Annotated in this window: 16 protein-coding genes and 1 pseudogene; 9 read left to right on the top strand and 8 right to left on the bottom strand. The window is 37.9% G+C overall.

Annotated features, from left to right (window positions below):
* The first annotated feature begins 377 nt into the window (after positions 1 to 377).
* Together DCO44_RS09020 and DCO44_RS09015 are read left to right on the top strand one after the other, a co-directional pair.
* Complete coding sequence (locus tag DCO44_RS09020) at positions 378 to 593, top strand: hypothetical protein (protein ID WP_116761149.1); 216 nt, start codon at positions 378 to 380, stop codon at positions 591 to 593.
* A gap of 58 nt (positions 594 to 651) precedes the next feature.
* Positions 652 to 1408, top strand: a pseudogene (locus DCO44_RS09015) (IS982 family transposase); the annotation flags it as partial.
* Between the two features lie 89 nt (positions 1409 to 1497).
* Here the strand turns inward: DCO44_RS09015 and DCO44_RS09010 are convergent.
* Together DCO44_RS09010 and DCO44_RS09005 are read right to left on the bottom strand one after the other, a co-directional pair.
* Entirely contained in the window at positions 1498 to 1692 is a 195-nt protein-coding gene (locus DCO44_RS09010) for a hypothetical protein (RefSeq protein ID WP_116761147.1), read from the bottom strand.
* A 212-nt stretch (positions 1693 to 1904) separates the two neighbouring features.
* On the bottom strand, positions 1905 to 2132 hold the full coding sequence (locus DCO44_RS09005) for a hypothetical protein (RefSeq protein WP_116761145.1): 228 nt from the start codon (positions 2130 to 2132) through the stop codon (positions 1905 to 1907).
* A gap of 299 nt (positions 2133 to 2431) precedes the next feature.
* Between DCO44_RS09005 and DCO44_RS09000 the strand changes: the two genes are divergently transcribed.
* The 5 genes from DCO44_RS09000 (at position 2432) to DCO44_RS08980 (ending at position 7786) form a co-directional block, all read left to right on the top strand.
* Complete coding sequence (locus DCO44_RS09000; RefSeq protein ID WP_116761143.1) at positions 2432 to 4285, top strand: ABC transporter ATP-binding protein; 1854 nt, start codon at positions 2432 to 2434, stop codon at positions 4283 to 4285.
* Positions 4285 to 4737: a MaoC family dehydratase gene (locus DCO44_RS08995; protein ID WP_116761140.1), complete on the top strand. Its 453-nt coding sequence runs from the start codon at positions 4285 to 4287 to the stop codon at positions 4735 to 4737. The genes DCO44_RS09000 and DCO44_RS08995 overlap by 1 nt, the downstream gene beginning before the upstream one ends.
* Positions 4738 to 4879: 142 nt before the next feature.
* Entirely contained in the window at positions 4880 to 5908 is a 1029-nt protein-coding gene (locus tag DCO44_RS08990) for a helix-turn-helix transcriptional regulator (RefSeq protein ID WP_116761139.1), read from the top strand.
* Between the two features lie 70 nt (positions 5909 to 5978).
* Complete coding sequence (gene gcvH, locus DCO44_RS08985; RefSeq protein WP_116761136.1) at positions 5979 to 6353, top strand: glycine cleavage system protein GcvH; 375 nt, start codon at positions 5979 to 5981, stop codon at positions 6351 to 6353.
* Between the two features lie 257 nt (positions 6354 to 6610).
* The gene (locus DCO44_RS08980; protein WP_116761134.1) at positions 6611 to 7786 is read left to right on the top strand and encodes an MFS transporter; all 1176 of its coding nucleotides are present in this window, start codon (positions 6611 to 6613) and stop codon (positions 7784 to 7786) included.
* 51 nt (positions 7787 to 7837) lie between these two features.
* Here DCO44_RS08980 and DCO44_RS08975 read toward each other — a convergent pair whose 3' ends face one another.
* From DCO44_RS08975 to DCO44_RS08960, 4 genes are all read right to left on the bottom strand, one after another.
* On the bottom strand, positions 7838 to 8881 hold the full coding sequence (locus DCO44_RS08975; protein ID WP_116761132.1) for a 3-deoxy-7-phosphoheptulonate synthase: 1044 nt from the start codon (positions 8879 to 8881) through the stop codon (positions 7838 to 7840).
* Positions 8882 to 9322: 441 nt separating this feature from the next.
* Positions 9323 to 10465, bottom strand: coding sequence for a fatty acid desaturase family protein (locus tag DCO44_RS08970; RefSeq protein ID WP_116761130.1), 1143 nt, complete (start codon positions 10463 to 10465; stop codon positions 9323 to 9325).
* A gap of 24 nt (positions 10466 to 10489) precedes the next feature.
* On the bottom strand, positions 10490 to 11515 hold the full coding sequence (locus tag DCO44_RS08965; RefSeq protein ID WP_116761128.1) for a flavin reductase family protein: 1026 nt from the start codon (positions 11513 to 11515) through the stop codon (positions 10490 to 10492).
* Between the two features lie 240 nt (positions 11516 to 11755).
* Positions 11756 to 12871 (bottom strand): S-(hydroxymethyl)glutathione dehydrogenase/class III alcohol dehydrogenase, encoded by a 1116-nt coding sequence (locus DCO44_RS08960; protein WP_116761126.1) that lies wholly within the window; start codon positions 12869 to 12871, stop codon positions 11756 to 11758.
* Positions 12872 to 12991: 120 nt separating this feature from the next.
* On the opposite strand from DCO44_RS08960, the gene DCO44_RS08955 reads away from it, so the two are divergent.
* A complete protein-coding gene (locus tag DCO44_RS08955; protein WP_116761124.1) occupies positions 12992 to 14545 on the top strand; it encodes a phospholipase D family protein in 1554 nt (517 codons plus the stop codon).
* Positions 14546 to 14589: 44 nt separating this feature from the next.
* Here the strand turns inward: DCO44_RS08955 and DCO44_RS08950 are convergent, their stop codons facing one another.
* Positions 14590 to 16032, bottom strand: a complete 1443-nt coding sequence (locus tag DCO44_RS08950; protein ID WP_116761122.1) for a PLP-dependent aminotransferase family protein — start codon at positions 16030 to 16032, stop codon at positions 14590 to 14592.
* 138 nt (positions 16033 to 16170) lie between these two features.
* Here DCO44_RS08950 and DCO44_RS08945 point away from each other — a divergent pair, with 138 nt between their 5' ends.
* Positions 16171 to 17034, top strand: a complete 864-nt coding sequence (locus DCO44_RS08945) for a DMT family transporter (RefSeq protein WP_116761120.1) — start codon at positions 16171 to 16173, stop codon at positions 17032 to 17034.
* Between the two features lie 26 nt (positions 17035 to 17060).
* Here DCO44_RS08945 and DCO44_RS08940 read toward each other — a convergent pair whose 3' ends face one another.
* Positions 17061 to 17651, bottom strand: coding sequence for a uracil-DNA glycosylase family protein (locus tag DCO44_RS08940; RefSeq protein ID WP_116761118.1), 591 nt, complete (start codon positions 17649 to 17651; stop codon positions 17061 to 17063).
* Between the last annotated feature and the right edge of the window lie 289 nt (positions 17652 to 17940).

Genomic DNA, 17940 nt, shown 5'->3' with positions numbered 1-17940 from the left:
TGTCATTTGTGTAGTCCTGGATATCTTTATAACCCAAACTAATACAAATAATTCACCCGTGAGAGTTTTATCGGCTTGTACCCGAAAAATTCAGGACATCACAATACTAAAAATATGAATTACCACTAAAATTATTATGCATACACTTAAATTCAATTAAAACCTAAATCATTTAAAATAAAAAAATATGTTTTATCAAGTAGCCAATGTAATTTATATTTAAAAAAAATTTAAATAACTTCATCCTAATTAATCATATATTTTTATTTAAAATCACACATTTTACAATGAAAAAAAATGTCACATGAAGTGGGTAGCTTTATAATGATAAATATGCAAATTTATCATTAACTCATTTTAAAATGGATGGATTTAGCATGGCTAATCAAGAAAGTAATCAACATAGGCAACAAGAAATTGATCAAGAGCTCGAAAAAAAACAGCAAGATCAGCAATATCATCAAAACAAACAGGATCAGCAACAAAAGCAAGCTCATCAACAACATCAACACTATAGACCAGATCAACAGCGCCAACAAAATCAGAAGGATTACGAAGATATACAACGGAAAAAAGATCAAAAAAATCAGTAAAATGTTCACTGATGTATAAAAAAAGCCCCAATATCTTGCTGAGGCTTTTTTTATACACCTGAGTATCTCAGAAATCACCTTTATCGCCATTTGGTATAAGTGTTCTCACTTCAATCATTTCAAAGCATTTTTCTCATAGTTGAAACAGGATAAAAGTCATTTATTTAAAAGCTTGCCTTGTTACCAACGTATGATTCACTTGATGCATATGCATCAGTTAGCACTACATGCTTTACATATAGCTTTATGAAAGGTCAATACAAACAATATTTATGGATTGACTCAACGACATTAACTGTCTGTAAAAATCAGCAGATTCAACGACATAAATTCCTAGCAGTAATTGCAACCGCAACACGTGAAAAAAGTTCCATGGGGTGGTTCTTTGGCTCTAAGCTACGTTGAATGATGAATTCATCAGGAGAGATTGTGAGTACAGCTTTATCGAATGGACATACAGCAGATATCAGAATGGTTGAGCAATTAGTCGAAGGATTAGAAGTAAAACTCTATGCTAATCGAGAATATATTAGTCAGGAATTAAAGAGCAGATTAAAAGTACAAGGCACTGATTTAATTACTTATCATCGAAAGAACATACAATCTATGCAGTGCTCAAAAGCAGATGAACACCATCTGAAACAACGTAATAAAATAGAAACTTTATTCAGCTTGCTAAAAGGGACTTACAATCTAGTGACGACTAGAGCCCGAAGTGTTACAGGCTATTTAGCGGGTATTTATGCATTTTATGTGTATACCAATTAAATCACCGAAATAAGCCAACCATTCAAATTATAGAATCATTGGCTTAAACAGGATTCGGGGTAGATTAATAAATCAGGTCTACCTAAGTAGACCTTATTCAATGTTTTTTGAAGAGTGAATAAAGCTGAAAATAAAATTAATGCGTATTTGTTACTTCCCAAACAGAAGTTACGTCAGCACCGTCTATGACAAAATCAACAATTAGACCATCAATAGGTAAATTATTAGGATCGTTCCATTGCTCCACCGCAAAATAGAACCATTCACCACACTCATCACGAATCATGCCCAATTGTGTTTGGGAATCGTATCGTTCTACACATCCTCTCATATTGTCACCTTTATTATTGATTCAATTATTTAAGTTAACAATTACAGGGTATTAAAGTTATCAATAAGCCTGTATCGATAAAAATTTTATCATTTTTTTCCAAAAAAATACGACTCTTTGCACATTTTTCTAATAATTATTGACGGCGTATTCCATATTAAAATATATTTTTATAGAAATAACCGATCATTATTTTTCAATTCAATTCCCCGTTATTTCACTTGAAAATAGTGTTTATCCGTAACCAAAGTAATTCTGAGTTTTTGATAAAATCTACAGATTGGATTTTCATTTCCTTTCATGATTTGATCTGCGAATTTATCATCTTGCATGAGTACTGCATAAGTTTTATAGCCAAAAACTAACTCGCTTGGTATTTTTCCAGTTTGTGTAAATTCGTCAATTTGCTTGTTTATTTTCTTTACAGATAAATCATTCATGTGTTTTTAAAGTTTCGGATTAGGCTTACTTTTTTATAATTGAAAAACATGACAACAATGTGAACATCAACACCATCCGTGTTAGCTGACTTTATGATGGTGCGTTAGATTGATATGGATTACAATGAATTCAAACAAATTTCGGTTGTACTTTTACATATGAATTTAGGACAAATGAACGTTTTCATCTTCCTAATCCGTTATCTTTGAAAATACAATCCCGACTTTTTTCTTATGAAAATTTTATTTATCTTATTGTTATTTCTAAATTATGCAATTTTACCAAGAGGTTAATATTAATGCTTAGATGGTTCGAAAAGCGTGTAGATCCCTATCCTAGTCAAGGTTTAAAAGATCCACTGCCTACAACTTTCTTTGCATTTGTCTGGAGTGCATCCAAAGGCATACGTCCTTACCTGCTTATTTTAGTGCTTTGTACCGCAGGCGCTGCAAGTTTTGAAGCCTTGTTGTATGCCAAAATTGGCGACTTAGTCAATTGGCTCAGTAAAAGTCAACCCGATACGTTTTTGGCACAACATCGACAAAATTTAATGCTTCTGAGCATGATATTGCTGGGCAATATCTTTTTTGCTAACTTCCAGTCCATTATTAAACACCAAATTCTATTTAGCAGCTTCCCAATGCGTCTGCGTTGGAAGTTTCATAATTTATTATTACAGCAAAGTCTTGATTTCTTTCATAATGATTTTGCAGGGCGACTTTCTGCCAAAGTCATGCAAACAGCCCTTGCGGTGCGTGAATTCTGGATGATTTTAGGCGATATGCTGGCTTATGTTCTGATCTACTTCTTTACAGTCAGTATTGTACTCGGCTCAATCTCCCCATTTCTGATTATTCCCCTATTGGTCTGGTTAGCTTTATTCCTGCTCGCAGCGTGGTATTTCATCCCTCGACTCAGCAAAATTTCCAATGAACAAGCCGATGCTCGTGCGGTCATGACCGGTCGAGTAACCGATGCCTATACCAATATTCAAACGGTAAAGCTGTTTGCTCATGCTGGTCGTGAAAGTGAGTATGCCAAGTCATCCATGCAAGAGTTTATGCGAACAGTATATAAACAAATGCGATTGGGTTCAGGTTATGAAATAAGCATTAACTCACTCAGTATTGTGCTTTATGCAGGTGTACTTGGAACAGCTTTATGGTTGTGGATGGAAGGTCGTGCAGAGCTGGGTATTATCGCTGCAACTACCGCCATGATTTTAAAACTCAACAGTATTGCCGAATTTATGATGTGGCAAACATCTGCTTTATTTGAAAATGTCGGCACTATTCAAGATGGTATGAAAACATTAGGGCGTCCTATTAGTATTCAGGATAAACCGAATGCAACTACGCTTGAGGTGAAACACGGCGAAATTAAGTTTGAAGATGTCTGTTTTGCCTATAATGAAAAAAATGTCATTGATCACTTTAATCTCACCATACGTCCAGGTGAAAAAATTGGTATTGTCGGGCGTTCTGGTGCTGGTAAATCTACGCTGATTCAATTGTTATTACATTTCTATACCATCAACCAAGGTCGTATTTTAATCGATGGACAAAATATAGAGGATGTAAGCCAAGACAGCTTGCGTAAAAGTATTGCCTTAGTCACGCAAGATACATCGCTATTGCATCGTACCGTTGCAGAAAATATCAAATACGGACGTCCAGATGCCAGTGATGCAGAAATGTATGATGCCGTTCGTAAAGCCAAAGCAGAAGATTTTATTCCACAACTGACCGACCTTCGTGGTCATAAAGGTTATGACGCTTATGTAGGCGAACGTGGGGTAAAACTTTCGGGGGGACAACGTCAGCGTATTGCAATTGCACGAGTATTCTTAAAAGATGCCCCTATTCTGATTCTTGATGAGGCGACCAGTGCTTTAGACTCTGAAGTTGAAGCTGCAATTCAGTCCAGTCTGGATGATTTAATGCAAGATAAAACAGTCATTGCAATTGCACATCGTCTTTCTACCATTGCACAAATGGACCGTCTGATTGTCTTAGATCAGGGCCGAATTGCAGAACAAGGTACGCATGATGAATTGGTTGCCTTGAATGGTATTTATGCGCAATTATGGCAACGTCAAACTGGCGGTTTTTTAATTGAACAACATGAACTGAAAAATAAGGATAGTGCTTGATGTTGTATTTGGAAGATCTACACGTAGGTGATCGCTTTAAAAGCCGTGCTTATGAAATGACTGTCGACGAAATTAAGCATTTTGCGCATCAATTTGATCCGCAACCGTTTCACACCAACGAGATAGCAGCAGCTAACCATCCTATTTTTAAAGGATTAGCTGCTAGTGGTTGGCATACTTCTGCGGTAACCATGCGATTGTGGACAGAATGTTTTCCTGTAGCGTATGGCTTAATCGGTTCCGAAGCCCAAGTCCGTTGGCCTAGACCCACCCGCGCAGGTGACCAGATTCATGTTGAGGTAGAAATAACTGAAATTAAACCGTCAAAATCCAAACCTGATCGAGCTATTGTGAGTTATACCACCGAAACACTCAATCAAAATGGTGAAGCGGTATTACTGGGTAATACCAAAATTTTAGTGTTTAGTAAAAACTATCGACCTGATCTTTAAAAGATAATGATTCTAAAATCACACATGATTTTAGAATCAGCTTTGTTCGGTTTGTCGAACAATTTATAAGGCACCTGCTTCTGTTTCATGCCAATATAAAAACTGATTGATATAACAACATTAAACGTGCAATGGATCGCGCATGAATACTATTTCGTCTAGACAAGACCAAGGAATTCCTGGAGTCTATGGTCTGTTACTTTTAGATGTCGTGTCACGCTGGGGTTATAATGCAGATACTTTATTTGCCCCGTTTCAACTCAATAGTGAAAAATTAGCGGAGCCAGATTTTCGAATCTCGACTTCAGTCGCCAATGCATTACTTCAACACGCCTTGACCCTGACAGGTGAATCAACACTTGGTTATCATTTAGGTACGCAAATGCGTATTTCTATTCATGGTTTTATTGGTTATGCCATTATGACCGCAAATGATATTACCGATGCCCTTGTCCTCGCCAACCGCTTTGTGCAATTAAGATTGCCCTTCTTACAAATCTATTTTTCTACTTTTGCTGAAAAAGCAACTTTGCAGCTCAGAAGTGATATCAATATAGAACCCTTACGTTCAGAAATTTGTATTGCATTAATCATTGGTATCATTTCTATGGCCAAAGCCATTACAGGGGTAACAGATTTAGGTGGTGAGATTGATTTTGATTTTCCCCAACCTGAAGGTTTTGAACGCTATATTACTAAGTTCCCAAATCATCAATTTCGTTTTGATCAACCTCACTTATTGATGAGCTTTGACAAAAAATACCTCGCATTGAAAATGATGAATGCTGACCCGATTGCGAGTCAAATTGCAATTAACCAATGTGAAGCCGAACTTTCGGCTTTAGGTGAGCGCAGACGGCTCTCTATGGCGGTTCGCGACATTTTGACGCATTCAGAGCAGCATTATTTAAGTATTGAAAATGTGGCCTATCGCTTACATATGTCTGATAGAACCTTGAAGCGCCAGTTAGCGACCGAAGGAACCTCTTTTTCAACGATTGTCGATGAAGTACGCTATCGACATGCAACGTCGCTACTCTCCCGAACGGATTACACCCTTGAACAAATTGCAGATGAACTGGGCTATAGTGATGTTGCCAATTTCAGTCGTGCTTTTAAACGTTGGAGTGGACGTAGCCCAAGTAATTGGCGTAAAGATCCATACCTATAAGCCTTTTGTTTTTATGTAAAAACATGTATAAAGCATGACAAAAATAAATGAATACTTTTAAGGAGTCATCATGAATCATCCTTCAGATTTGAAATATGCGAGCACGCACGAGTGGGTGAAAATTGAAGGTGATCTTGTTGTAACTGGGATTTCAGACCATGCGCAGGATGCCTTAGGCGATTTAGTTTATGTCGAAATGCCAGAAGTAGGACAACAAGTGACTGCTGGTGAACAAGCAGGTGTTGTTGAATCTGTGAAAACAGCTTCTGATATTCATGCGCCTATTTCTGGGGTTGTCGTTGAAGTAAATACAGCTTTGGAAGATGATCCTGACTTTGTAAATGATGCACCCTATGGCAAAGGTTGGATTTATAAAATCAAACCAAATAACATCGATGATGTAAACACATTGTTGTCTAGTGCGGACTATGAAGCAGGACTCTAAGTTATCCTTGCTTCTTAAAAATCAGCTTTCGGGCTGATTTTTTATATTTAAAACCTGCCAATATCAAATAACGATAATTTTATTAAATATAAAAAACATTAATATAAATAAATATATCAAAATATCAATTTACTTTATTTTTCATCTTTACTTGGTTATGATTAAACCTCATCTTCATGACCTTGGTATGCTTAGGGAATACATAAAAATAGTGATAGCCACATTGTCATGATTCCCTTTCTACTTTTGGGTCAATTATGTCGCATTCATCTACAATTCAGCTTTGGAATAAGTCTTTTATACTGTGTCTAGCCAATAATTTATTTCTATTTATCTTTTATTTTGCGCAAACCACAATTCTACCCATCTATATTTTACAAGACTTACATGGCAGCCTTGCTCAAGCAGGACTAGCCATGACTTTATTTATGGCATCTTCTATTGCGGTACGTCCTTTTAGTGGATTAATCATTGAAAAGTTTGGTCGAAAAAAAACACTTTTTATCTCTGAGCTTCTGTTCTGTTTATTTTCCGTTGCCTACATCTTTGCAGATAATCTAGAGGTTTTACTCTGGCTACGTTTTTTACATGGAATTTGGTTTAGTATTTTAACCACAGTCACTGTGCCTATTGCCAACGAATTCATTCCAGATTCACGCCGTGGCGAAGGTATGGGCTATTTCGTCATGTCAGTCAATTTGGGCATTGTCTTAGGTCCACTCATTGGTTTATCACTCATTCAACCATTGTCCTATGCTGTTGTTGCAAGTATTCTCGCTGCAATTGTCTGTCTCGGTTTTATCTTCTGTTTTTTAATCCCCATTCATACGACGACTTCGAACACGCTAGCTCCACAGAAAAGACAACTCTCGATTCATGATTTTATTGAGAAAAAAGCGCTGCCTGTTTCTATTATGGCGATGATGGTTTCATTTGCTTATGCCAGCATTATGTCATTTATCTCGACCTATTCCGCATCGAAAAACTTACTTGCTTATGCCAGTCTATTTTTTATTGTTTTCGCAATTTCGATGATGAGCCTACGCCCTTTCACTGGAAAAATTTATGACCGTAAGGGTCCAAGCTATGTCATTTACCCAGCTTTAGCTTTGTTTTCAGTGGGTCTTATTGTATTAAGCCAAATCAATAGTTTAATTGGATTTATGTTTGCAGCTATTTTTATTGGTATGGGATTTGGCTCTGTGCAACCCTGCCTGCAAACGCTGGCTATTCAACGCGCTGCACCTCAACGGATTGGTCATGCAACATCCACCTTTTTCACTTTTTACGATTTAGGCATTGCATTGGGTTCAATACTTTTAGGTATTTTAATCACAGCACAGGGTTATAGCATGTCCTATCTCTTATGTGCGGTCATCGTATTACTGAGCCTATTGTTTTATAAATTTTGTGTGGTCACGACCCCAAAATAGCATACAAAATTAAGCCCCTGATTCCAGGGGCTTTTTACAATCAATATTTTATTATTGTAGTTTTTCTAATTGCTGTGCAGCTTCTAACAATAGGTGTTCAGTTTGTTCCCAACCAATACAACCATCTGTTACAGACTGACCATAAATCATGTCGCATGAAATCTTTTGATTCCCTTCGACCAAATGACTCTCTAGCATAACCCCACGAACATTTGTTTGCTCACGCTCACTCACAATTTGACGGAGCACCTCTGACTGCAATTGAGGCTTCTTATTGCTATTACCATGGCTACAATCGATCACTAAAGCAGGTAAAACCCCTTTGGTTTTGGCCTTAATTTTGTTGATTTCTTCTGCCTGATAGTTCGGACCTGTATTTGAGCCACGTAAAATTAAATGTGCAAGTGGATTACCATGAGATTGAAGCATACAAGGTAAACCTGACTGACTCATTCCCAAGAATTGATGCGCATTTGAAGCCGATTGAATGGCATCTAACGCAATTTGAATTGAACCATCCGTACCATTTTTGAAACCAATGCTGTATGGCATTTGGCTCGAAATTTCACGATGAATTTGTGATTCACTGGTGCGAGCACCAATCGCTCCCCATGCCAATAAATCATCAAAATAAGCTGTAGCCATTGGGCTTAAAATTTCGCTCGCAATTGGTAAGCCCATTTCAAGAATGTGTAAATATAACTGACGAGACTGTTCCAAACCTGACTGTAAATTGGATGAACCATCTAAGTCAGGATCATACATAAAGCCTTTCCAGCCCACTGTGGTACGTGGTTTTTCAATATAAGCACGCATGACTAGAAAAATTTGATCAGAAACTTGCGCTTGTAATTGTTGTAGTTTTTGCGCGTATTCCAAAGCTGCGACAGGGTCATGAAGGGAACATGGTCCTGTAATCACCAATAGGCGTGAATCTTCACCAGATAAAATATTTTGAATAATTTGACGATGTTCAGCAATCTGAGCCGCAAGTAGTGCAGAAAGAGGAAGTTGTGCTTTGAGTTGCTGAGGCAAACTCAATAGAGCTTCTTGTGTATTCGTTTGATGTTGTAGTGCAGTATTTAAAGCATTCATTGGTCTTTCCTTTGGACTGTTGTTCAGTCCGATCTTTTATTTGTGCGTTTTGGGTCTATGGGATGATAAGGATTGAGTCATAAGCTGACTAAAGTAAAACCAATAACCGTTGCTAAAATATGAAGTGTTAAATGCGTACATGTGAATCTCCTAAAAAATTTATAAAAAACAAAGCATAAAAAAACCTGACCGGGGTTGCCGATCAGGTATCAACTGGTGGGCAACCTTTATTTTGCCCAAACGCATTCAGGCAATTAGCTAAACTGCCAGAAATAAAAATAAGCGTTTGCGATTAAAGGTTGCTTTAACATCTTTGTTTCATCAAAAAAGTATCTGAAATTAAAAATACGCCTTATTACTGCCTTTGACAACCTTTATTTTAGGAATAATAGTTATGTCTAGAGCAACTTTTACTTATCAATCCATTGAATGATCGAGATTTTAAACCCATCGCTTCAATTTCTTTTGCATAGTCAGTTTCAACTGCTCCTTCCAGTCATTGGGTAATGAACATTTGGCGAGTCGAACCCAAACGCTTGCAAACTGTTTGGTGAAACTGGCTTCATTGTAATGAATTCCATACTCGGCACATAATGCTTTAATTTTTGGAGCTACTTCTGCATAACGATTGGCAGGCATGTCTGGAAATAGATGGTGCTCAATTTGATGGCTTAAATTCCCACTTAAAATATGTAGCCCTTGCGTACCCGAAAAATTACTCGAACCCCGAATTTGGCGTAAATACCACTCTGCCCGAGTTTCATTTTCGGTATTGTCTAACTCAAAGGTTTCTGCATCTTCGGTAAAATGTCCATTAAAGATCACTGCTGATGCCCATAAACTACGGATCACATTGGCTACGGCATTGCCTGCAAAAACTGGAATGGCATTTGGTCCCGCAATCAATGGAAAAAAGACATAGTCTTTAATCACTTGGCGCGTTACTTTTTTGCGTAATTTGATTGAATCTTGCCAAACTTCACGCCATGTTTTGGTTCTATATGCCAGTACATCTTCCAAATGTAAATTTTGTACGCCCACATACCATTCAAAAAAAATCATCAGTTGAATGGCTAAAGGAATGTTGAATAAAAATCTTGGCTCCCAAGCTTGGCTTTCACTCACACGAATTAGTCCATAGCCGACGTCGTGGTCTTTTCCAACAATATTGGTATAAGTATGATGAACATAGTTATGGGTATATTTCCAATCATCGCCTGTTGCGATGGTATCCCAATCATAGTTTGCACCATTTAGGCTTGGGTCATTTAGCCAGTCAAACTGACCATGCATCACGTTATGCCCCAACTCCATATTTTCAACAATTTTAGAAATTCCCAACAGCCCTGTCCCCAATAACCAAACAGGTGGTAACCAGCCAGCGAACATCAACATACCGCGTGAGGCAATTTCACTATAGCGGACAAAATTTCGGATTTTATAGATATAAGCAGCATCTGGTTCACCTAAACTTTGCATCGTTTCACGGCGAATGGCTTCGATCTTTTCTCCAAAGGACTGAATTTCTTCATCTGTTAGATACTGAGATTTGCTATTGCTTTGGAAATTAACGGGTTTATTCATTTTATTTGTCCCTACATTAAACTTTTATAAATTAATCACAACTGGGCTAATCGCCTGTGAAATGCACAGTTTGATCTGAGTATTACGCTGCTCATCAATTTCGCCTGTGAGCACATTTCGAACTACCCCCTGTACTTTGGTGCAAGAACAAGTATTGCAAATTCCCATACGGCAGCCATGTGCGGGTTTAAGCCCTGCTTTTTCTGCACTTTCCAACAAATTATCTGTGGCTAAAAACTCTTGTTGTGCACGGAGGAAAGTCACAGGTTGCGCTTCGAGTGTTTGATCAATCTGGATTTTAAAATATTCTGTCTTGAGCAAATGCGAGATGCTTTGATCGGCATAAAGTTGCTGCACATGCTTCATCATGTTATTCGCACCACAAGCATAACACTCGCGCTGTTGATAGTCTGGTACGAGCTGCTGAAGTAGCGATTCACTAAGATGTTGCTTATTTTTCAATGTGTTAAATGAATGATATTTAAACTGCGGATATTGTGCTGCTAAGGCTTCTAGTTCTGCATGGTAGGCATTATCACGCGTAAAATATATCAAATCGATAGAATGTTCTGTGCTTTTCAACGCCTGTTTGACTAAAGCATAAATGGCGGTAATACCACTTCCTGAAGCAAGGAATAAGCTTGCTTGACTCGATTGCGGTTTAAATACAAACTCGCCCTGAGCTTGAGAGATTTCAATGACTGCGCCTAAAGCTAAGTTGGTTACTGCTCTTGAAACAGAGCCCTGTTGTTTTATGGCAATCAGCACATCACCATTGTCGAGGATGTCAACTATAGAATAACTGCGCTGTTGTCGAACACCTGCGATCACAACCGTGAGCAGCAGGCTTTGCCCTGCCTGAGCTATCTCAGATCTAAAATTTTGATTTGGTCGTAACTGTAACTGAATAAAATCATCACTCAATGCTTTACGTGCAATGAGTTGAGCCTTAATTTTTTTCCACGCCCAAATTGGATGAATTTTTTCTGCGATGAAATCGACAAAGTCTTCGCGTATCCACTCTGGCTTATATTGCACATGATTTCCCATAATAATACCCCTCTGAATCAATCTATATTTTTATACAACTGTCTTTTATTGCTAAGTTTACAATAAATTTAACTGTTGTAGTGCTCTATGTCAGATGAGGACAAAACATGTCATTTGGCATTTATTATCATTTTTTGTCTAACAAAAGTTACTTTTTGCCAATCTATTTCCATAAAAATTTTAGATGTAGATAAAAAAAGACCAAGCATTTGCTCGGTCTTTTCTAGTAACTAGACTCACTTATTCGGAAAAATGAACGACAGAGCGGATGGATTTTCCTTCATGCATTAAATCAAATGCTTCATTAATTTTGTCTAAGCCCATGGTATGGGTTACAAAAGGTGCCAGTTGAATATCGCCTTTTATCGCATCTTCAACCATGCCTGGGAGCTGTGTACGTCCTTTTACGCCACCAAAAGCTGTACCCATCCATTTACGCCCCGTAACCAATTGGAATGGGCGTGTTGAAATTTCCTGACCCGCACCAGCCACACCAATAATTACTGATTGTCCCCAACCTCGGTGCGCACATTCCAATGCTGAACGCATAACGTTGGTGTTACCAATACATTCAAATGAATGATCAACACCCCAACCCGTCATTTCAACAATCACTTGCTGAATTGGTTGTTCGTAGTCTTTTGGATTTAAAAAGTCTGTCGCACCAAACTGTTTGGCTAACTCAAATTTGTCAGGATTCATATCTACGACAATAATACGACCTGCTTTCGCTTGTTTTGCCCCTTGTACCACGGCCAGACCAATACCGCCCAAGCCAAATACTGCAACTGTGTCGCCCTCTTGTACTTTGGCTGTGTTATGTACTGCACCAATCCCTGTTGTTACACCACAACCCAACAAGCAGACTTGCTCAGGATTGGCTTCTGGATTAATTTTTGCCAAAGAAACTTCTGCAACCACAGTGTATTCACTGAACGTAGAACAGCCCATATAATGATAAATTGGTTCACCATTATATGAAAAACGTGTCGTACCATCTGGCATGACACCTTTGCCCTGAGTTGCGCGAACCGCAACACAAAGATTGGTTTTACCTGATTTACAGAATAAGCATTCACCGCATTCTGCGGTATAGAGTGGAATAACATGATCGCCAGGTTGAACACTGGTTACACCTTCACCCACCTCTACGACAATACCTGCACCTTCATGCCCCAATACAGCAGGAAAAACGCCTTCTGGATCATCACCTGATAGCGTAAATGCATCGGTATGGCATACACCCGTATGGGTGATTTTAACCAATACTTCCCCTTTTTGGGGTGGAGCAACATCAATTTCTACAATTTGAAGTGTCTGTCCTGGCGCAAAGGCTACGGCTGCGCGTGATTTCATGCCATGTTCCCTTATATCGATATTTAACAGATGGACTACAGTAACCGCTTTTTAAGCCTTAATTCAACAATAACCGCATGATAATATGTATTTATATTGGTAATAATGAATTAGAACAAGATGCAAAAAAATACCAGATATTTCTCCTTATTATTATGTGCAAACTTAGGTTTACTCACGGCTTGTAGCCTTCCACCAAATCAGGCAAAGAAAGAATCTGCTTCAAACTACCACACTGAACATTGGATACAACGCCAAAATGTTGATGCCCAACTCAAGCAAGGTCTTACTGCCTATTTAGCATTAGATGATGCATTTATGAGTATCGCATCACGTATTCACTTAATACGAGAAGCGAAACATACGCTCGATTTACAATATTATATTTGGGAAGATGATTCCTTAGGTCATATGATGCTGACCGAACTGTTAAAAGCCGCAGACCGTGGCGTTAAAGTCCGTCTCATGATTGATGATCAAAATGGCACCAAATTAGATCCATTACTTGAAAAGTTGGTTGCACATCCAAATTTCGAAATCAAAATCTACAACCCCTACAAATACCGTAATTTTAGGGTCATTGATTATGCTTTCCGCTTGAAACAAATCAATCATCGTATGCATAACAAGCTAATTATTGCCGATGGTGCCATTGCAGTGACTGGGGGACGTAATATAAGTCGTGAATATTTTGATGCAGGTAATGATTTTCAATTTACCGATATGGACATTTTGTTCTTTGGTAATGCCGTAAAATCTGCCAATCAAATTTTTATTAATTTCTGGAATAATGACCTAAGTTATTCAGTACAGCAATTGATTGGGGTTGGATCGGTAGATGATTTAGATTTACTTCGTAAAAGTCATGCTATGAACGATCTCGGAAGAGAACAGTTTATTAACCGACTAGATTTTGCACAAAAACAAATTATGACGCAATTACGGGAACGTAAGATTGAATGGGTTAAAGCACAATTTTTGGCTGATTATCCAGAAAAAACGCTTGGCAATATCGCACACGATAAATTGCTCTATTCTCAACTGAAACATGCCATGGGTATTCCTAAAGAACATTTAGAATTAGTCTCGGCTTATTTTGTACCCACTAAAGATGGAACAGCTTTCCTTGCAGATATTTCACATCAAAATATTAAAGTTCGTGTTTTAACCAATTCATTTTTAGCAAATGATGTTGCTATAGTACATGCCTTCTACCAGAAATATCGGAAAGAACTGCTTAAAAATGGTATTCAACTTTATGAGTTTAAACCTGATATTCAGAGAAAACAGCGTACTTGGTATGAAGTGCTCACAGGTAACCTGATTCCTGCTAAAGCAAAAAGCTCATCAAGATTACATGCCAAATTCTTTGACGTAGATGGCAAAGTTTTTATTGGTTCATTTAATTTTGACCCTCGTTCAGTGAACTTAAATACTGAAGTTGGATTAGTTGTCGAATCTGATCATTTACAAAACCGAGTCACAAGTGCGATGGATCACTATTTACCACAAGTTGCCTACGAATTAAAACTCAACCCTCAAGGGGAAATCATTTGGCTCGAACATCATGAGAATGGGCAAGTGACTGAATATAATGTTGATCCGCACACCACTAAATTTCAGCGATTTACTTTTAAAAGTTTGTCCTATTTACCAATTGAATGGATGATGTAATGACATAATCATTACATCTTATATATTTTCTCATCTAAAGAAGCTTAATTCGATTGTGTTTCATTGTTGTTGGTCAGCATTTCGGAATTAGGTTTTTCATGATCAAAACTAAAGCTATCCATCACTTGCGCAATAATCTCAAATATTTGGGGATTCATACACTGCGCCACATTAAAACGCATTAAATGTTTTGCACCTTCTGATTGGCTAAATGCGTGTCCTGGAGCAAGAATTAATCCGCGTTTTAAACAGCGTCGAGATAATTCTGCCGCATCAATCTCTGAAGGCAGTTTACACCATAAGAAAATTCCAGCTTTGGGAATAAGTACAGGTTCAATACGCAGTTGCCTTAATCGTTGAATGCACAATCCCATACTGGTATTGAGTTTCTTTTTTAATGACTCGATATGTTTTAAATATTGACTGTCCATAAGTGCAGCAAACACAATTTCTGCATTTAAATGTCCACTACTAAAATTCGTTGCAATTTTTAAATCAATGTATTTTTCAATATCCTGACAATTAGAAACGATATAACCACAGCGTAGCGAAGCGGTTAAGGTTTTAGAGAAACTGCCAATTTGAATCACCCGCCCTAAACCCATAAGTGTGGAATAACGTGGCGCGGGAACATATTCAAATTCTGAAAAAATATCATCTTCAACAATCAATAGATTTGCTTGATCCGCCAATTTGGCAACTTGATAGGCTCTTTGTATCGATAAGGTTGCCCCTGTCGGATTATGAATTCCAGAGTTGGTTAAATAGAGTTTAGGTTGATATTGTAAGGCTTGTTCGAAACTTTCAATATCAGGACCTTGAGTTGTAAATGGAATAGCAATTGCTTGTAAGCGATGGGCTTGAATGAGAGCTTGGAAGTTAAAATAGCATGGATCATCGACTAGAATCACATCCCCGGCTTTCAAATGTACACGAAAAATTAAGTCGATGGACTGAGTACCTGAGTCTGTAATTAAGATTTGTGAGGGTTCAACTTGTATTTCATATTGATTATTTTTACGGGCAATCCATTGTCTTAGGCCCATATGACCATGCGGTACGGGGTATTCTACCAACATTTTTAAAGATGATTTCGCTGCATGTTTTAAAGCTTTACGTAAACTACTTTCAGGCATCCACTCTGGAGGCAACCAGCCGCAACCAGGTTTAAGCGTTTCTTCATTCGCATCCAAAGATTGGCGTGAAATCCATAAAGGATTAATTTCCCGATCATATTGAACATGATGTTCTGCTATTTTTTTCGCCTGCATCTGCCCTTTAACATAAAAACCAGAACCCGCTCTTGCCTCGAGTACACCCTCTGTAACTAAGCGTGCATACGCCTCTACCACTGTCGAAATTGAAAAATTTAGATCTTGCGCTAAACGCCGTACGGAAGGTAAGCGCGCCCCAGCAACAAAACGCTGGTTCGCGATTTGTGATTTAATTTGTTCAATCACAATATCAATTTTGCTTTGCGTATACATAGCTGAGTATTCAATTTAATAGATCTCTGACAGTAGGAATTGTATACCAATACAGTTATTTAAAATTGTACTGGATTGTATCTGTTTAGAGCTTCTCATTTGGCATGTAATTGAACCATATAAAAATGAGATTTAAGCATGAAACAAAGTAATATGGGTTGGATACATGGCTTTCTAGGCATGGTCATTTTCGCAGGCTCTATGCCAGCCACACGTCTTGCTGTGGCCGGATTCAGCCCAGAATTTCTTACTGGCGCTCGTGCTGTGATTGCTGCTGGGTTTGCAATTGTATGCCTAATTTTGTTTCAACAACCCTTCCCGAACCTGAAACAAATCAAATCTTTAATTGTGATTGCGTTTGGCGTTGTATTTGGTTTTCCATTTTTCACCGCTCTTGCCTTAGAAAACATGACTGCTGCACGTGCCCTTGTTTTTGTGGCATTACTCCCTTTAGCTACCGCCATTTTTGCCGTGTTACGTGCAGGCGAAAGACCTTCGAGTAAATTTTGGCTTTCTGCAATCATAGGCAGCAGCTTTGTTGCCATATTTATGTGGTTTCAAGATCAGCAAAGTTTTGATCTTAGCAGTGATCTATATATGCTTATTGCTGTATTGGTTTGTGGTTTAGGTTATGCCGAAGGTGGACAACTCTCAAAACAGCTCGGTGGTTGGCAAGTCATTTGCTGGGCATTGATTATTGCTTTGCCTTTAATGTTGCTGTTATTTGGAATTTATTATCCTGAAAACTGGGCATCTATTCCTCTTACAGCATATGCAGGATTGTTCTATGTTTCCCTATTTAGCATGTTGATTGGTTTTGTGTTTTGGTACAAAGGTTTGGCATTAGGCGGCGTTGCACGTGTTGGGCAAATTCAACTGTTACAACCCTTTTTGGGACTCATACTTTGTACCTTAGTACTTCATGAATCTATCGATTTTGCCATGATTGTCGTTTGTTTTGCCGTCATTATGTGTGTCTTCTATGCCAAAAAGTATGCTTAAAGCTTTAACTTGAAAGATACATCTATTTAAATTAAACCAATTTTTTGAAAAAGCTGTTGATAGGCTTCAGCTTTTTTCTCTAATGCTAATGGGTAAGCGCGCGAAGATGATGGCATTCGAGATAAAGTTAACTCGCGCTCTGCAAAAAAAGTCTGTGAACTTGCCCCGATTACAGGTTTTTCAGTGCTTTCAGGCATCGATAACATGAGCGTGTCTGTCGCCTTATCTCCTGTAGTGACAATATTTTGACAAAGAGGAATCTCGGCTAATAACGCCGCTAGATCGGTCGGCGTTTCTATATGTAAAAATTTATCTGAGGCATTGTCTTTTAAACGAACAACTTGATACGCCGTATCAAAAATAGCGATCCCTTTTTCAGTTAAAAAATCACGGATTTTCTGCTCATAAAAATTCTTATTTGGAAGGTCTAGAAAATACGCCTTGTCTTGGAAAAAGATCAGCCCAAAGATTCGCCACATGTCGTTTTGATAATTCGGATAATAAAAATCCATTTTCCAACGAGTTTTGGGTGGTGGAAAACTACCCAGCATCAGTAATTTTGCATTTGCTGGTAAAAATGGTTCGAGTGGGTGGGTTTCTATTTTAAATTCAGACATTTAATTCAATATATAAAAGAGATTTTTACTCACCGATCTTAGCATAATTGTATGAAATTTATCGAATGAGCTTTTCAGGTTTTTGAGTTCTAAAAATCATTCACAATATTTTCACAAAATATTCGAAATATCATTTACAAACATATTTGTTTGATTGACCATTTTGACACGCTAAAATTGTTTAATTTTTTGCTAGGGCGTGTCCTCATTTGGCTTTGCAGCAAATAAATATGCAGGCTATACGGATCATAGATTTATAATTGCGTGCCAGTTTATCAAATCGAGTTGC

It is taken from the genome of Acinetobacter sp. AM (assembly GCF_003105055.1).
GTDB classification, from domain to species: domain Bacteria; phylum Pseudomonadota; class Gammaproteobacteria; order Pseudomonadales; family Moraxellaceae; genus Acinetobacter; species Acinetobacter tibetensis.
This window is presented reverse-complemented; position numbering and strand designations above follow the sequence as displayed.

What these genes read in the sequence shown, in the direction of transcription:
- DCO44_RS09020 (WP_116761149.1), top strand. Translation starts at nt 378, where the DNA reads ATGGCTAATCAAGAAAGTAATCAACATAGGCAACAAGAAATTGATCAA.
- DCO44_RS09010 (WP_116761147.1), bottom strand. Translation starts at nt 1,692, where the DNA reads ATGAGAGGATGTGTAGAACGATACGATTCCCAAACACAATTGGGCATG.
- DCO44_RS09005 (WP_116761145.1), bottom strand. Translation starts at nt 2,132, where the DNA reads ATGAATGATTTATCTGTAAAGAAAATAAACAAGCAAATTGACGAATTT.
- DCO44_RS09000 (WP_116761143.1), top strand. Translation starts at nt 2,432, where the DNA reads ATGCTTAGATGGTTCGAAAAGCGTGTAGATCCCTATCCTAGTCAAGGT.
- DCO44_RS08995 (WP_116761140.1), top strand. Translation starts at nt 4,285, where the DNA reads ATGTTGTATTTGGAAGATCTACACGTAGGTGATCGCTTTAAAAGCCGT.
- DCO44_RS08990 (WP_116761139.1), top strand. Translation starts at nt 4,880, where the DNA reads ATGAATACTATTTCGTCTAGACAAGACCAAGGAATTCCTGGAGTCTAT.
- gcvH (WP_116761136.1), top strand. Translation starts at nt 5,979, where the DNA reads ATGAATCATCCTTCAGATTTGAAATATGCGAGCACGCACGAGTGGGTG.
- DCO44_RS08980 (WP_116761134.1), top strand. Translation starts at nt 6,611, where the DNA reads ATGTCGCATTCATCTACAATTCAGCTTTGGAATAAGTCTTTTATACTG.
- DCO44_RS08975 (WP_116761132.1), bottom strand. Translation starts at nt 8,881, where the DNA reads ATGAATGCTTTAAATACTGCACTACAACATCAAACGAATACACAAGAA.
- DCO44_RS08970 (WP_116761130.1), bottom strand. Translation starts at nt 10,465, where the DNA reads ATGAATAAACCCGTTAATTTCCAAAGCAATAGCAAATCTCAGTATCTA.
- DCO44_RS08965 (WP_116761128.1), bottom strand. Translation starts at nt 11,515, where the DNA reads ATGGGAAATCATGTGCAATATAAGCCAGAGTGGATACGCGAAGACTTT.
- DCO44_RS08960 (WP_116761126.1), bottom strand. Translation starts at nt 12,871, where the DNA reads ATGAAATCACGCGCAGCCGTAGCCTTTGCGCCAGGACAGACACTTCAA.
- DCO44_RS08955 (WP_116761124.1), top strand. Translation starts at nt 12,992, where the DNA reads ATGCAAAAAAATACCAGATATTTCTCCTTATTATTATGTGCAAACTTA.
- DCO44_RS08950 (WP_116761122.1), bottom strand. Translation starts at nt 16,032, where the DNA reads ATGTATACGCAAAGCAAAATTGATATTGTGATTGAACAAATTAAATCA.
- DCO44_RS08945 (WP_116761120.1), top strand. Translation starts at nt 16,171, where the DNA reads ATGAAACAAAGTAATATGGGTTGGATACATGGCTTTCTAGGCATGGTC.
- DCO44_RS08940 (WP_116761118.1), bottom strand. Translation starts at nt 17,651, where the DNA reads ATGTCTGAATTTAAAATAGAAACCCACCCACTCGAACCATTTTTACCA.